The 14,779-nt window shown below is 72.1% G+C and carries 10 protein-coding genes and 1 pseudogene; 7 read left to right on the top strand and 4 right to left on the bottom strand.

The window, feature by feature from the left end; genetic code table 11:
• Positions 1-30: 30 nt before the first annotated feature.
• Together ACMATS_RS05760 and ACMATS_RS05755 are read right to left on the bottom strand one after the other, a co-directional pair.
• Positions 31-1,368, bottom strand: coding sequence for a MarR family transcriptional regulator (locus ACMATS_RS05760; RefSeq protein WP_414167112.1), 1,338 nt, complete (start codon positions 1,366-1,368; stop codon positions 31-33).
• A gap of 544 nt (positions 1,369-1,912) precedes the next feature.
• Positions 1,913-2,386: pseudogene (locus tag ACMATS_RS05755) on the bottom strand (ABC transporter substrate-binding protein); the annotation flags it as partial.
• A 154-nt stretch (positions 2,387-2,540) separates the two neighbouring features.
• On the opposite strand from ACMATS_RS05755, the gene ACMATS_RS05750 reads away from it, so the two are divergent.
• From ACMATS_RS05750 to ACMATS_RS05720, 7 genes are all read left to right on the top strand, one after another.
• Positions 2,541-3,596, top strand: coding sequence for a LacI family DNA-binding transcriptional regulator (locus ACMATS_RS05750; protein ID WP_390778505.1), 1,056 nt, complete (start codon positions 2,541-2,543; stop codon positions 3,594-3,596).
• 169 nt (positions 3,597-3,765) lie between these two features.
• Complete coding sequence (locus tag ACMATS_RS05745) at positions 3,766-4,764, top strand: phospholipase D-like domain-containing protein (RefSeq protein ID WP_390778506.1); 999 nt, start codon at positions 3,766-3,768, stop codon at positions 4,762-4,764.
• Positions 4,765-5,013: 249 nt separating this feature from the next.
• A complete protein-coding gene (locus ACMATS_RS05740) occupies positions 5,014-6,606 on the top strand; it encodes an ABC transporter substrate-binding protein (protein WP_414167111.1) in 1,593 nt (530 codons plus the stop codon).
• A 29-nt stretch (positions 6,607-6,635) separates the two neighbouring features.
• Entirely contained in the window at positions 6,636-7,601 is a 966-nt protein-coding gene (locus tag ACMATS_RS05735; protein ID WP_414170662.1) for an ABC transporter permease, read from the top strand.
• The gene (locus ACMATS_RS05730) at positions 7,594-8,475 is read left to right on the top strand and encodes an ABC transporter permease (protein WP_391149035.1); all 882 of its coding nucleotides are present in this window, start codon (positions 7,594-7,596) and stop codon (positions 8,473-8,475) included. Before ACMATS_RS05735 ends, ACMATS_RS05730 begins: the two co-directional genes overlap by 8 nt.
• Positions 8,476-8,534: 59 nt before the next feature.
• Positions 8,535-9,443 carry an ABC transporter ATP-binding protein gene (locus ACMATS_RS05725; protein ID WP_414170661.1) on the top strand — a complete coding sequence of 303 codons (909 nt, stop codon included), beginning with the start codon at positions 8,535-8,537 and terminating at the stop codon, positions 9,441-9,443.
• Complete coding sequence (locus ACMATS_RS05720; RefSeq protein WP_414167110.1) at positions 9,436-10,104, top strand: ABC transporter ATP-binding protein; 669 nt, start codon at positions 9,436-9,438, stop codon at positions 10,102-10,104. Before ACMATS_RS05725 ends, ACMATS_RS05720 begins: the two co-directional genes overlap by 8 nt.
• Before the next feature lie 20 nt (positions 10,105-10,124).
• Here ACMATS_RS05720 and ACMATS_RS05715 read toward each other — a convergent pair whose 3' ends face one another.
• Both ACMATS_RS05715 and lysX read right to left on the bottom strand, forming a co-directional pair.
• Positions 10,125-11,099, bottom strand: a complete 975-nt coding sequence (locus ACMATS_RS05715) for a DMT family transporter (protein WP_414167109.1) — start codon at positions 11,097-11,099, stop codon at positions 10,125-10,127.
• Positions 11,100-11,190: 91 nt separating this feature from the next.
• Positions 11,191-14,559 carry a bifunctional lysylphosphatidylglycerol synthetase/lysine--tRNA ligase LysX gene (lysX, locus tag ACMATS_RS05710; protein ID WP_414167108.1) on the bottom strand — a complete coding sequence of 1,123 codons (3,369 nt, stop codon included), beginning with the start codon at positions 14,557-14,559 and terminating at the stop codon, positions 11,191-11,193.
• Between the last annotated feature and the right edge of the window lie 220 nt (positions 14,560-14,779).

Below are 14,779 nucleotides of genomic sequence, written 5' to 3'. Positions count from 1 at the left end.
AAGGGGTTTTCTGTCTGGGGGCGGTGGGGGTCATGCAGCCAGGCAGGTCACCTCTTCGGGGTCGGGCTCCCACAGCCAGGTGCCGTCGGTGGCGATGCGCCAGCCGGGGATGATCTCGCCGGTGGCCGGGTCGACCGGCCGCCCGCAGACGGTGGTGAAGGCGGGCGGGACACGGCGCGGGTCGGTTCTGTGGCGGCCTGGGCGGCGGCGTTCGGCCAGGCGCTGCTGTTCGTCCTGCCACGCCTGGCGCTGGACGTCGTGACGCTCGCGGCGACGCTGGGCAGTGCCGTGGGTGCCCAGGCGCTGCGCGGCGTCTTCCCAACTGGTGACCGGGGTTTCGCAGTCGGCGGTGGTGGCGCCGATCCCGTCGAGGGCCTGCTCGGTGAGGTGGACCAGCTCTCCCTCAAGGCGGACCAGGCCGAGGCCGGCGAGCTTGTTGATCTGCCGGTAGACGGTGGCGCGGGACAGCGTGGCTGTGCCGATGAGTTCGGCCCTGGTCTGCCCGTCCTGCTCGGCCAGCGCCGCGACGACGGCGAGGCCGCTGCCGCCGAGGCCGAGGTGCGCGAAGGCGTCTTCGGGGGCGAGGCGGGCGCCGGTGCGGGAGTCGAGGTTGGCCGCGGGGGAGACGGGCTGTCTCACCTCTGGGCCACTCATGGCCCCCCCAGCCTGTGGCATCTGGGCAGTGGCCTCACCGTGAGACGGGGCGTTCACCGGGCCGTCGAGGAGGAGCCAGGCGGCGGCCTCCGTCGGGGAGCCGGAGTCGAGCTGGCGCAGGAACCCCTGGGCCTCCAGGCGCTCGTTGGACTTGCGGACCGTCTCGCGGGCGCATCCTGCTTCTTCGGCGAGGTGGCGTTCGGAGATGGTGTGGCGGCGGCCGCCGGCCTTCTCGCAGACCGCGAGGCGGGCGGAGAGGTTCTTGAAGTCGGTCTTCCCGGCGGTGCCCTTCCACGGGGTGCGCTCGATACGGGCCCGCAGGGCGGCAAGGTCGGCGTGGGCGTCCTGCCGGGAGTCGATTCCGTCGCGGGCGGCAAGGTGCTCGCGAACGCGGTCCCGTACGCGGTCGATGTAGATGATCGCGGCGTCGTGGCCGCTGCGGTGGGCGATGTCGCGGGCGTGGCGGGCGCCCTTGCCGGAGCCCTTCAGAAGAAGGTCGTGGAAGGCAACCCGGTCCATGCCGGTGCGCGCGGCCTCCATGGCCAGCGCGGAGATGACCTTGTGGCCGTGGTCGCTCGCGGTCCGCGGGTCCTTGCCCGCGACGAGGCCGTAGCGACCGTCGGCGAGCTTCTTCTTCGCGAACGGCATGTAGTGGCCGTCAGCGTCTCCGTCGACGTACAGGCGGCGCATGCGGTCGGAGAACGCGGCGGGCATCAGATCGTCGTGCAAGGGCCGCGACCGGCGCGGGCGGGGCACGAGCGGTGTGACGGAAGCGCTCGGGGTGGTGCGTGGGGTGTCAACGCCCCGGATGGGGGCCGCCCGGTTCGGGATCGGGCGTGGAACGGTCGGGTTGTCGTGTGAGAACATCGTGCCTGTCCGGATCTGCGATCGATCCGGTATCCGCGGAGCTCAACTCGCCAAAGTAGACAGCGCGGTTACCGGAGGGGTGCGGTCGAGAACAGGCCGACGGGTTCGGACACCAGGAAGCCCCGGAGCGCGAAGAGCGCTTCGGGGCTTTGTGGTGTGCGCCACGCCCCGTGCGGCCTGCGGGGTCGGTCAGGGCGGCACGAGGGCCCTGACCTCACCCGCCCGACAGCCGGCCGTGTGGCTGCTGTCGGGCACATGCGGGCACATGACGGTGCCGGGGCGTGGGTGAAACTGGGTGATACCGGATGGGACTGGATGAGACCCGAAGGCCCCGCGACCAGCTCCGTCCTGCGCAAAGACGCAGGTCAGAGCACTACGGAGGGGCCCGATCGTTGAGGTTCCAGGGAAAGGCGTACGTGCCGCCGAGGCCGGGCAGTTCGTTGCCCTTCCACGCCTCCGGCGTGTATTCGCTCTTGAATGCGGCTGAGGCCTTCTCCCGGTCCAGGTCGACGAGGAGCCCCGCCTTGGCGAGGGGATGGGCGAGGTCGGGCGAGACGTTCACGACGTCCGGCAGCGTGCCGCCGGCCGCGTCGGCGCTGAGTTTCTCCGCGTAGTTCTCGGCGGGCTGGTCCAGCCAGCGGACCGTGACGCCCGGGTGCGTCTTCTCGAACTCCTTGACCAGGCCCTCGAAATAGTCCTTGAAACCGGCCCGCAGATTCCAGGTCTGGAAGCTGATGCCGCCCTCGACCTTGCCGGCCGCGTCGGACCCCTCTCCGCCGCCGGATCCGCAGGCGGTGAGCGTCAGGGCGGAGGCCAGGAGGACTGCAGCGCCGGGGACGGCTCTGCGGAATCGGGATGCGGTCATGGCCGGCGGGGCTCCTTCGATCCGGTGAACGGGCCGGGAGGTGCGGTCAAAAGGTGTACCAGGAAGGGGAGTTGCGTCAATACTTCCGCCGAGGACTAATGCGCTTTAGTGTGATGCCGCCACAGCGCAGCAGCGCTTCAGGAAGGCACTCGCCATGCACCGCACCCCGGCCCGCCGCCGCCCGACGATCAAGGACATCGCCCGCCGCGCCGGCGTCTCCGAGAGCGCCGTCTCCTTCGCCCTCAACGGTCGCCCGGGGGTCTCCGAGGCGACCCGCATGCGGGTGCGCCGCGTCGCCGAACAGCTCGGCTGGCAGCCCAGCACCGCCGCCCGGGCCCTGTCCGGCGAGGGTGCCGCCACCGTCGGCCTCGTCCTGGCGCGGCCCGCCCGCACGCTGGGCGTCGAGTCGTTCTTCCTCCGGCTGGTCTCCGGAGTGCAGGAGGTCCTCTCGGCCCACGGCCTGGGGCTGCTGTTCCAGGTCGTGGAGGACGTGGCGGCCGAGTGTGCGGTCCACCGCCGCTGGTGGGCCGAGCACCGCGTGGACGGCGTGCTCGTCGTCGACCCGCGCGCGGCCGACCCCCGTCCCGCGCTGCTGGACGAACTCGGCCTGCCCGCCGTGCTCGTGGGTGCACCGGACGACGCCGCGCAGCCGCTCCCGGAGCACGGCGCGATCTCCACCCTCTGGGCCGACGACACCGGGGCGATGGCCTCCGTCGTCGGTCACCTGCACGCGCTCGGCCACCGCCGCATCACGCACATCGCCGGTCTCCCCGAACTCGCCCACACCCGCCGCCGGATGGCCGGCCTGCGGGCCGAGGCCGAGCGCCGCGGTCTGCCCGAGGTGCGGTCGGTGACCACCGACTACTCCGACACCGAGGGCGCCGCGGCCACCCACCGGGTGCTGGCCGCGCCGCGGCCGCCGACCGCGCTCGTCTACGACAACGACGTCATGGCCGTGGCCGGCCTGGCGGTCGCCGCCGAGCGCGGCGTGCCCGTCCCCGGCGGGTTGTCCATCGTCGCCTGGGACGACTCCGTGCTCTGCCGCAGCACCCACCCCGCGCTCACCGCACTCGCACGCGACACCGCGGCCTTCGGCCGGCACGCGGCCGAGGAGCTCGTCGCCCTCCTCGCCGACGGCCCGGCCCGCCGGGTGCAGGACGTGACGCCGCGCCTGGTGGCCCGGGATTCCACGGCGCCGCCCGGGAGTTGAGGGGCCCGGGAGGCTCGGGGGAGTCCAGAGGGGGCGCTTGTCGTGGCAATGCCAAAAATTAACCTCCGGCATCTACCCGCGTAAACTCCGTCGGTCGCATCATGGGCCGTGCGCGCCCCCGGGCGCCCCGCAAGCCCCCCACTGCCCATGCACACGACCGGAGTTCGGCATGCCCTCACCCCACCCTGCCCGCCAGGCCGCCCTCTCGGCAGGCGCCCTGCTGCTGTCCTCGATAACCGCCCTGGCCGCCCCCGGCACCGCCCAGGCCGCCGCCCCCGCCTCCTCCCTCCTGGTCTTCCCCGACCAGGACCACACCGCCGTCCACGAGTTCATCGGCTCGGCCGCCAAGTCGGTGGACATGACGATGTACGAACTGAGCGACACCAAGGTGGTCAACACACTGGTGAGCAAGAAGAAGGCCGGCGTGAAGGTCCGCGTCATCCTCGACGCCAAGCGCACCGCGAAGAACAGCGCGGCCTACAAGGCCCTCAAGTCCGCGGGCGTGGGTGTCGTGTACTCCTCCTCCGAGTACGTCTTCACCCACCAGAAGACCATCACCGTGGACGGCGCCAAGTCCCTGATCCTGACGGGGAACCTGGACTCGACGTACTACGCGAGCAGCCGCGACTACGGCGTCTTCGACACCGACGCCGCCGACGTGACCGCCATAGAGAAGGTCTTCGCCGCGGACTACGCCAAGACCGCGGTCACCCCCTCCGACGGCGATCACCTGGTCTGGTCGCCCACCGACTCGGAGGAGCGCCTGCTGGCGCTGATCAACGGCGCCCAGCACTCGCTGGACCTCGAAGAGCTCGAGTTCGGCGACAGCAACCTGGTCGACGCGATCGTGGCGGCGGAGAACCGCGGCGTCACCGTCCGCGTGGTCGGCATGAAGCCCGACAGCTACGGCAGCTACTTCGACCAGGTCAAGGAGGCGGGCGGCAAGGTCGTCACGTTCTCCACGACCGAGGGCCTCTACATCCATGCCAAGGCGATCGTCGCCGACTACGGCACGGACACGGCCAAGGTCTTCGCGGGCTCGGAGAACTTCTCCGACAACTCGCTCAACAACAACCGCGAGCTCGGCCTGATCGTCAACAGTCCGGACGTCCTGAACGGCATCGAGACCACGTTCACGAAGGACTTCGCGGACGGGACGCCGTACTGAGCGCTCGGCGGGAAGCGCAGTGCGTCGACTGCGGACTCGTCGTGGCTGGTCGCGCCCACGCGGCGGAGCCGCAAATCGAAACAGCCCCGCGCTCCTTCAGGGCACGCGCTGTACCACGACGGCGAACGGGCTTCGGCCCTGAGGGCGTCGGGCTGCCGCCGCCGGGCCCCGCCTCATGACCGCACCTTTGCATACTGTTTAATTGCGATTGGTTCGCAATTACGGTTGATCTTGATCAGGGGTGTGGGCATGACGGCCCGGTCCATACGGGGAATGGCCGCCACGGCCACGGCAGCTGTACTGGCGGCAGGCATGACGTCCTGTTCCGGCTCCATCTCCATCGGCAACAACGCGGCCGGGGACTCCCTCGTCGTCGGCCTCGCCAACGAGCCCGAGACCCTCAGCCCCCTCCTCGGCTACGGCAAGGACGGCAACTCCAAGATCTTCGACGGTCTGCTGCGTCGCGACGCGGCCATGAAGCTCCAGCCGGCGCTCGCCGCGGAGCTGCCGGCCGTCACCGACGACGGCCGCACCTACACCTACCGGCTCCGCAAGGGCGTCACCTTCAGCGACGGCAAACCGTTCTCCGCCAAGGACGTGGTCTTCACCTACCGGACCATCCTGGACGAGAAGACGAACAACGCCGCCAAGGGCGAGCTCGACGCCATCGACCAGGTCACCACCGAGGGCGACGACACCGTCGTCTTCCGCCTGAAGTACGCCTACGCGCCCTTCGCCGAGCGCACCGTCCTGCCGATCGTCCCCGAGCACGCGGCCAAGGGCCAGGACGTCAACACCGGCTCCTTCAACACCGCCCCGATCGGCACCGGCCCGTACGTCCTCACCGGCTGGAGCAAGGGCGAGAAGCTCACCTTCAAGGCCAACCCCGACTACTGGGGCGGCAAGCCGAACGTCGAGAAGCTCACCATGGCGATCATCAAGGACGACGACGTCCGCGCCACCCGGCTGCGCTCCGGCGACCTCGACGGCGCCATCCTCCCGCCCAATCTCGCCAAGGGCTTCAAGGGCGACTCCTCCAAGGTCACCCTCACCGCCCGGACCACCGACTTCCGCGGCGTGACCCTGCCGACGGCCGGCAAGGTCACCGGCGACCCCGCCGTGCGCCGGGCCCTCGATCTCGCCGTCGACCGCAAGGCCATGGTCGACAAGCTGCTCGACGGCGCGGGCCGGGCCGGATTCGGGCCCGTCCCCACCGACAGCGAGTGGTTCGCCAAGGGCACCGAGCGTCCCCACGACCTCGACAAGGCGAAGCAGTTGCTGGACGAGGCGGGCTGGAAGCCCGGCGACGACGGCATCCGCAGCAAGGACGGACAGAGCGCGAAGTTCACCCTCTGGTCCCCCGCGGGCGACAAGCTCCGGCAGGAGCACGCCCTCGCCTTCGCCTCCGACGCCAAGAAGGCGGGCATCAAGGTCGAGGTGCAGAGCGGCTCGTGGGAGGTCATCGAGCCGCGTATGAAGGACGACGCGGTCCTCGCCGGCGGCGGCAACCCCGCCGACCCGGACTTCGACCTCTACAACCTGCTGCACTCCTCCCTCGCCCTCGACGGCTTCAACAACATGGCCGCCTACCGCAACCCCGACGTCGACAAGGCCCTCGAAGAGGGCCGGCGCAGTGGCGACAAGGAGGCCCGCAAGGCCGCCTACGACAAGGTCCAGCGCGGCCTCGCCGACGACCCCGGCTACACCTTCCTCACGCACGTCGACCACCTCTACGTGATGAAGGACGGCTGGAAGGACCTCACCACGCAGGTCGAGCTGCACGACCACGGCCTCGGTGCCGGGCCCTGGTGGAACGTCGAGGCCTGGCAGCCGAAGAAGTGACCGCCCGCACCACCGTCCCCTGGGGGCCGATGGCCCGCATGGCAGGACGGCGGCTGCTGGCCGCCGTCCCCGTGCTCGCCGTCGTGACCTTCGGCGTCTTCGCCGTCGCCGCCGTCTCCCCCTTCGACCCGGCCAGGGCCTACGCCGGGGCATCCGGGCTCAGTGCCGGAGGGGAGGTCCTGGCGCAGCTGCGCGAGAACCTCGGCGCCGACCGGCCGTTCGCCGCCCGCTGGTGGGACTGGCTCACCGCCGCCCTCGGCGGCGACCTCGGCCAGTCCACCTCTCTGCGGCAGCCGGTGGCCCAGGCCATCGGCGAACGCATCGGCTGGTCCGTCCTGTTGTGCGGTGTCGCGTTCGCCCTGGCCGTGGTGCTGGGCACTGCGCTCGGCGTGCTCGCCGGTCGGCGGCGCGGCAGCCGGTTCGACCGGGCCGTCAGCTCGCTCTCGTACGTCCTCGAAGCCGCACCGCCCTTCTGGCTGGGACTGCTGGCGATCTGGTTCTTCGCCCTCCGGCTGGGCGCGCTCCCGGCCGGTGGCCTCACCGGTACCGGAAGCGACACCACCACGGCCGGGCAGGTCGCCTCGCACCTGGTGCTCCCGGCCGCCGTCCTCGCCGTCACCCAGCTCCCGTGGTTCGTGCTCTACGTGCGCCAGGGCGTCGGCGACGCGCTGGAGGAGGATCCCGTCCGCGGCGCCCGCGCCCGCGGCCTGCACGAGCGCACCGTCCTCCTCGGCCACGCCCTGCGCTCCGGGCTGTTGCCCGTCCTCACCCTCATCGGCTCCCGGGTGCCCGAATTGATCACCGGGGCGCTGCTGGTGGAGACCGTCTTCAGCTGGCCCGGCATCGCCTCCGCCACCGTGGAGGCCGCCACGAGCGTCGACTTCCCGCTGCTGGCCGCCCTCACCGTGCTCGCCACCGCCGCCGTCCTCGCCGGCAACCTGCTGTCCGACCTGCTGTACGGACTGGCCGACCCGAGGGTGGGGTTCGATGGCTGAGACCACCTGGCATACCGCCCGGCATACGACCCGGCACACCGCCCGGCACTCCGGCCGCGCGACGGGCGTCCGCGTCTCCGCCGTCCTCCTCGCGGCCGTCGTGGCGGCGGCACTGCTCGTCCCTCTGGCCGTCCCTCTGGACGAACAGGCCGTGGACCTCGGTGCCAAGTTGCTGCCCCCGTCCTGGTCCCACCCCTTCGGCACCGACGAGGTCGGCCGGGACCTGTTGCTGCGCTGCGTCTACGGGCTGCGGGTCTCCCTGCTCGTCGGAGTCGTCGCCGCCCTCACCGCCACGGTCATCGGCACCGCGGTCGGCGCGCTGGCCGGTGCCCTGGGCGGCTGGACGGACCGCGTGGTGATGCGGGTCGTGGACCTCTTCTCCTCGGTGCCGCACCTGCTGCTCGGCGTCTTCGTCGTGGCCATGTTCCGCCCCGGCGTCTGGCCGGTGATCGCGTCCGTCGCCCTCACCCACTGGCTGTCCACCGCGCGGATCGTGCGCGCCGAGGTGCTCTCGCTGCGCTCCCGCCCGTACATCGACGCGGCCGTCTCGGGCGGTGCGTCCCGTCGGCGCGTCCTGACCCGGCACCTGCTGCCGGGCGTGCTGCCACAGGCGGGACTGGCCGCGGTCCTCATGGTTCCGCACGCCATCTGGCACGAGTCCGCGCTGTCCTTCCTCGGACTCGGCCTGCCCGCGCACCGGGCCAGCCTCGGCTCGATGGTCCAGAGCGCACGCGGCTCCCTGCTCGCGGGCGACTGGTGGCCCACGCTCTTCCCGGGCCTCTTCATCATCGTCCCGACCCTGGCGATCGCCGCCCTGGCCGGTGCCTGGCGGGAACGGCTGAACCCGCGACGGCGATCGGAGCCGACGCTGTGACCCCGCATCCGGCCGACGGGCCGGTCCTGTCTGTCCGCGGCCTGTCCGTCCGCTTCCGCATGCGCGGCGGCCGGCACGTCGCCGCCGTCACCAACGCGTCCTTCGACCTCCGGCCGGGGGAGTGCCTGGTGCTGGTGGGGGAGAGCGGGTGCGGCAAGTCCGTTCTCGCCTCGGCCCTGTTGGGGCTGCTCCCCGGCAACGCCGAGACAGCCGGCCAGGCGTTCCTCGGCGGCCTCGACCTGCTCGCCGCCGACGAGCGCACGCTCGCCCGCACGGTACGGGGCCGCCGCATCGGGCTCGTACCGCAGAGCCCGTCCGCGCACCTCACCCCCGTCCGCACCGTGCGCGCGCAGCTGGAGGAAACCGTGCGGGAGCTGACCGGCACCCGCCGGTCCGGGCTGCGGGCCGCGGCCGAGGCCGCCGCCGAGCGGGCGGCGTTCCCCGCCGACCACCTCGACCGCCACCCGCACCAGCTCTCGGGCGGCCTCGCCCAGCGCGCCGCCACCGCCCTCGCCCTCGTCGGCGACGCGCCCCTTCTGCTCGCCGACGAGCCGACCACCGGGCTCGACCGCGACCTCGTCGACCGCACGGTCGACGAACTGCGCCGCCACGCGGACGCGGACGGCCGCGCCCTGCTGATGATCACGCACGACCTCGCGGCGGCCGAACGCATCGCGGACCGCGTCGCCGTGATGTACGCGGGCCGCATCGTCGAACTCGCGGACGCCGCCGCCTTCTTCGGCATCCCGGGCCCTCGTCATCCGTACGCCCGCGGCCTGTTGGACGCCCTGCCCGAGCGTGCGTTCAGGCCCATCCCCGGCATGCCCCCGGAACTGGGCGACCTGCCCGTCGGCTGCGCCTTCGCCGCCCGCTGCGCGGACGCGACGGCCGCCTGCGAGACGGTCCCGGCGCTCACGGACGGCGTGGCCTGTCACCACCCCCGGCAGCGGGAGGCCGCCGATGCTTGAACTGTCCCGGATCACCGCCGGATACGACCGGCGCGCACCGGTCGTGCGCGACGTGTCCCTGACGGTGGGCGACGGTGAAGCCGTCGGCCTGCTCGGCCCCAGCGGCTGCGGCAAGTCCACGCTCGCCCGCGTGGCCGCACTGCTGCACCGCCCGGACGCGGGCACGGTCGTCATCGACGGCACGCCCGCCCGCGGCTGGCGTCACCGCGCCCCGCGCGAACAGCGCACCGCATTCGGCGTCGTCTTCCAGCAGCCCCGCCTGTCCGCCGACCCGCGGCTGCGCCTGGCCGACCTCGTCGCCGAACCGCTGCGCGCGACGGGCCGGAAGGCGGAAGCGACGGAGAGGGTCGAGGACCTGGCCCGCACGGTCGGCCTCTCGACGGACCTGCTGACGCGCCGCCCGCACGAGGTCAGCGACGGCCAGCTCCAACGCGCCTGCCTGGCCCGGGCCTTGTCGCTGCGGCCGCGCTGGCTGATCTGCGACGAGATGACGGCCATGCTGGACGCGTCGACGACGGCGGCGCTGGTGGGAGTGGTGGAACGCTACCGGGAGAAGACGGGGGCGGGGTTGTTGTCGGTGAGCCACGACCGGACGCTGCTGGGGCGTTGGTGCGACCGCACGGTAACTCTCGGCCCGTCTGGGGGCACCTCCCGGCGTTAGCTGGGGGAGTGTGAGGGTCCCTACCCCCGCGCCCCCGCACCGGCCGTCTCGCGCGTCGCACCGGCACCCCGTGCCGCAATCCGCGACGGCGAAGCCGCCCGGCGCCGCAGCGTCGCCACGGCAACCCCCGCCAGCACCAGCACCCCGCCCGCAATGGCCCCGGCGCCCGGCGCATTGCCGAAGGCCACCGCGTCCAGCCCCAGCGCAGCCACCGGCACGGCGTACAGCACCAGTGCCGCGGTGGACGCGGTCGTGGCCCGCAGGGTCCGCGACCAGGTCCAGAACGCCATAGCCGTGCACCCGAGCCCCAGCCACACCACGGCTGCCGTGCGCTGCCCCTCCGCGGCCGCGACCTGTCCGACCGCGCCCGGCGCGAGCGGCAGCAGCGGCAGCAGCCCGAAGAGGCTGCCGTAGAAGACGCATTCGGCACCGGAGTACTTCTTCAGCAGCGGCTTCTGCAGCGCGAAGGACGTCGCCTGCGTCGCGGCAGCGGCGAGCACCATGAGCGCGCCCATGAGCGAACCGTTCCCGCTGCCCGACGTGAACGCGACCAGCAGCGCACCGCTCAGGGCGATGCCCAGCCCCATGAGCCCGCGGACACCGGGGCGGTCGCCGAGGAAGGCCATGCCCAGGATGGTGGTGAAGACCGGCGACGCGGCGATCAGCATGGCCGCGGTACCCGCCTCCACGCTCTTCTCCCCGAAGCACAGCAGGACTTGGTAGGCCGTCATGCCGGTGAGGCCGAACGCCGCCATCCGCAGCGCATCGCCGCGCTGCAGGCGGCCGATCTTCCCGAGGGCCAGGAACGGCAGCAGCAGGAGCACCGTGATGGTGATCCGCAGCAGGGCGACCGCGGCCGGCGAGTAGTCCGGCAGGGCCATGCGGATCGCGGGGAAGGCGGATCCCCACAGCACGGCCGTCGCGGCCATCGGTATCCAGGGAGTCGTCGTTCGCTGTGCCGCCGTCATCGAGAACACCACCAGGAAAAGGAACACGCGGTTCCGCCAGTTCGGGTGCTCGCCAAATTAACAACGCCGGATCTATAAGGCAAATAATGAATTCTATAGCGATCTCAAAGAACTGCTTTTAGAGCCGCCGGACCAGCGGGAACGGCAGCGTCTCCCGGATCGACAGGCCCGTCAGGAACATCACCAGCCGGTCCACCCCGATGCCCAGTCCGCCCGTCGGCGGCATCGCGTATTCGAGGGCGCGCAGAAAGTCCTCGTCCAGCTCCATCGCCTCGGGGTCGCCGCCCGCCGCCAGCAGCGACTGGGCAGTCAGCCGCCGGCGCTGCTCGACGGGATCGACCAGCTCCGAGTAGGCGGTGCCGAGCTCCGTGCCGAAGGCCACCAGGTCCCAGCGCTCGGCGACCCGAGGGTCCTGCCGGTGCGGGCGGGTGAGCGGTGAGACGTCGGTGGGGAAGTCCTTGTAGAAGACGGGCAGCGTGGTGCGCTCCTCCACCAGCCGCTCGTACAGCTCCAGCACGATGGCCCCGTGTCCGTGCTCGTGGCGGTGCGGCACGCCCGTCAGGTCGCAGTGCCGGCGCAGCACCTCCACGGGGGTGTCCGGACCGACCTCCTCCCCGAGCGCCTCGGACAGCGAACCGTAGACCGTCCGCACCGGCCACATCCCCGAGATGTCGTGCTCGACCGGCTTCCCCGTCCCCTCCTCCGCCCGCACCGCGACGGGCGCGCCGTTGGCGGCGACGGCCGCGGCCTGGATCAGCTCGCGCGTGAGGTCGAGCATCACGTCGTAGTCGGCGAAGGCCTGGTACGCCTCCAGCATCGTGAACTCGGGATTGTGCTTGTACGAGACACCCTCGTTGCGGAAGGTGCGGCCGAGTTCGAAGACCTTCTCCAACCCGCCCACGCACAGCCGCTTCAGATACAGCTCGGGTGCGATCCGCAGATAGAGGTCGAGGTCGTACGCATTGATGTGGGTGGTGAAGGGACGTGCGTTGGCGCCGCCGTGCACCTGTTGCAGCATCGGGGTCTCGACCTCCAGGAAGCCCCGGTCGAGGAGCCCCTGGCGCAGCGCCCGCACGGCCGCGCTGCGGGCCCGCACGGTGGCGCGCGCCTCCGGCGAGACGGCCAGGTCCACGTAGCGCATGCGCACCCGGGTCTCCGGGTCGCTGAGACCGCGCCGCTTGTCGGGCAACGGGCGCAGGCACTTGGCGAGCATCCTGAAACGGCTGACGAAGACGGTGAGTTCGCCCCGGTCCGTGGCGCCGATCTCGCCCTCGGCCTCGATGTGGTCGCCCAGGTCGACGTGCGCGGCGAACCGGCGCAGGCACTCCGTGCCCGAGCCGTCGCGGGTAAGGGTCAGCTGCAGGTCGCCGGACCAGTCGCGCAGGACGGCGAAGGCGATCCCGCCGTGATGGCGGGCCAGCATCACGCGCCCGGCGACCGTGGCCCGTTCGCCCGTGCGCGACGCGGCGGGCAGCCCGTCGTGCGCTGCACGGATCTCGCCGAGCGTGTGCGTGCGGCGGGCGTCGACGGGGTACGGGTCGACGCCCGCCGCACGCAGTCGCTCCAGCTTCCGCCGCCGCACCCGGACCTGTTCGGGCAGGCCGGCGAGCTCGTCCACCGCGGCAAGGCCGGCCTCCGCGCCTTCGGCCAGGCCGAGTTCGGAGAGCGGGGGCAGGCCCTGCGTCGACGGCGGCAGGGCGGCGCCCTTCGGGCGGCCGCGGCCCCACATCTTGCCCAGGCTCGGCACGGCCACGAAGCCCTCGGCGATGCCCGAGGCCATACCGATCCGGGCGAGGGCCCCCGCATCCGCGTAGCACAGGAAGCGGGGGTGCCACTCGGGGTTGTACTTGACGTTCGAGCGGTAGAGCGCCTCCAACTGCCACCACTTGGAGAAGAACAGCAGCAGCCTGCGCCACAGCCGCAGCACCGGGCCCGCCCCGATCCGCGCCCCCTCCTCGAAGGCCGAGCGGAAGACGGCGAAGTTCAGCGAGATGTTCTTGATGCCGAACTGACCCGCCTGCGCGCACAGTTGCGCCACCATGAACTCCATGACGCCGTTGGGGGCGGCGCGGTCGCGGCGCATCACGTCCAGCGAGACCCCGTCGGGACCCCAGGGGACGAAGGACAGCAGCGCGATCATCGTGCCGTCCTCGTCGAAGGCCTCGACCAGCAGGCAGTCCCCGTCGGCCGGGTCGCCCAGCCGCCCCAGCGCCATCGAGAAGCCGCGCTCGGTCTCGGTGTCCCGCCAGGCGTCCGCACGCCGGATGACCTCGCCCATCTCCTCGTCGCCGAGCGCGGAGTGGCGCCGGATGCGGGTGGTCGCGCCGGTGCGCGCGACCCGGTTCACGGCCTGCCGCGTCACCCGCATCTCCCGGCCCTCGAGGTCGAAGGTCGCGACCCGCAGGATGGCCTCGTCGCCCAGCTGCAGCGCGCCGAGCCCCGAGCGCGCATAAGCCCGGGCACCCTCCTCGCTGGCGCCCATCACGGCCGGCTGCCAGCCGTAGCGCCCGGCGACCTCGAGCCAGGCGTCGACGGCCGGGGTCCACGCCTCGGGGTCGCCCAGCGGATCGCCCGAGGCCAGGCACACACCGGCCTCGACCCGGTAGGTGACGGCGGCCTTGCCGCTGGGGGAGAAGACGACGGCCTTGTCACGGCGCGTCGCGAAGTAGCCGAGGGAGTCGCGGCCGCCGTACCGGCGCAGCAGGGCGCGGATGCGCGGCTCCTCGTCGTTGTGCAGGGCCGCCTCCAGGCGCTGCGAACGGAACAGCGCCATGGCCCCGTTGAGCAGCGCCAGCGCGCCGAACAGGCCGAGGAGGAAATACAGCCAGTGCGGCGGGTGCCCGGTGAAGTGCCGGTTGCTCACCAGGCCGCCGCACACCTTGTTGGCGACGAAGAGCAGCCGGTTGCCGCCGCCGCGCTCCAGCGAGCCGGGGAACAGCGACACCAGCCCCCAGCCCACCAGGATCGCCAGGGTCAGCCCGGCGACCAGCACCAGCAGGGCACGCAGGAACGCGCCGCGCCGCACCTCGGCGTAGAACTCCCGCCGGGCCAGGAGCAGCAGGACGATCGCGGCGCAGGACAGCACCAGCGAGGGAATCGTGTCCAGGTACCCCACGGCCAGCAGCAGCGCGTCCGCGAGCACCAGCAGCGTGAGGTAGCCGACGACGAACCACAGCGTGACCCGCTTCCGCGCCGCCATCGCGGTCGCGAGGAGCAGCAGGAAGACCGCATAGGCCAGGTTGGGGGCCGTGGGCACGGTCAGCGTGTCGAGCGCGTCGGTCAGCGGGTGCGCCGCGCGCCGCAGCGGCGGGATCAGCGAGGTGACCGCGCAGAAGACGCCCAGCAGACCGAAGAAGATCGCAAAGCCGTTGGGCACCCGGTGCAGGAAGCGGTGCCAGGCGGATTTCCGCTCGCTCTCGGCCGGTATCTCCTGCACCGGGCCCTGCACCGTGGCGGGCGGCCTGCCGTCCCGGGCTGTGCGGCTCATTCCGCCAGCCTAGGCACGCCCCGGGCCGCACGCCTGTCGAACGTCGGCACGGACATTCGCCCTCATGCCGCCCACAGGCAACTTTGACGGACCTGACCGGCTGAACCGGTGAATCCATACCCGAATGGAGTATGCCCGGCGCTTCGGTGACGGCATCCCGATGGGCCAGACTGGCGGACATCCGCCGTATCACACGCAAAGGTGCTGCACGGGCGGATGT

The organism is Streptoverticillium reticulum (genome assembly GCF_047456005.1).
Lineage (GTDB): Bacteria > Actinomycetota > Actinomycetes > Streptomycetales > Streptomycetaceae > Streptomyces > Streptomyces reticulum.
The sequence above is the reverse complement of the archived record's forward strand: the minus strand, read 5'-3'. Positions and strand labels throughout refer to the sequence as shown.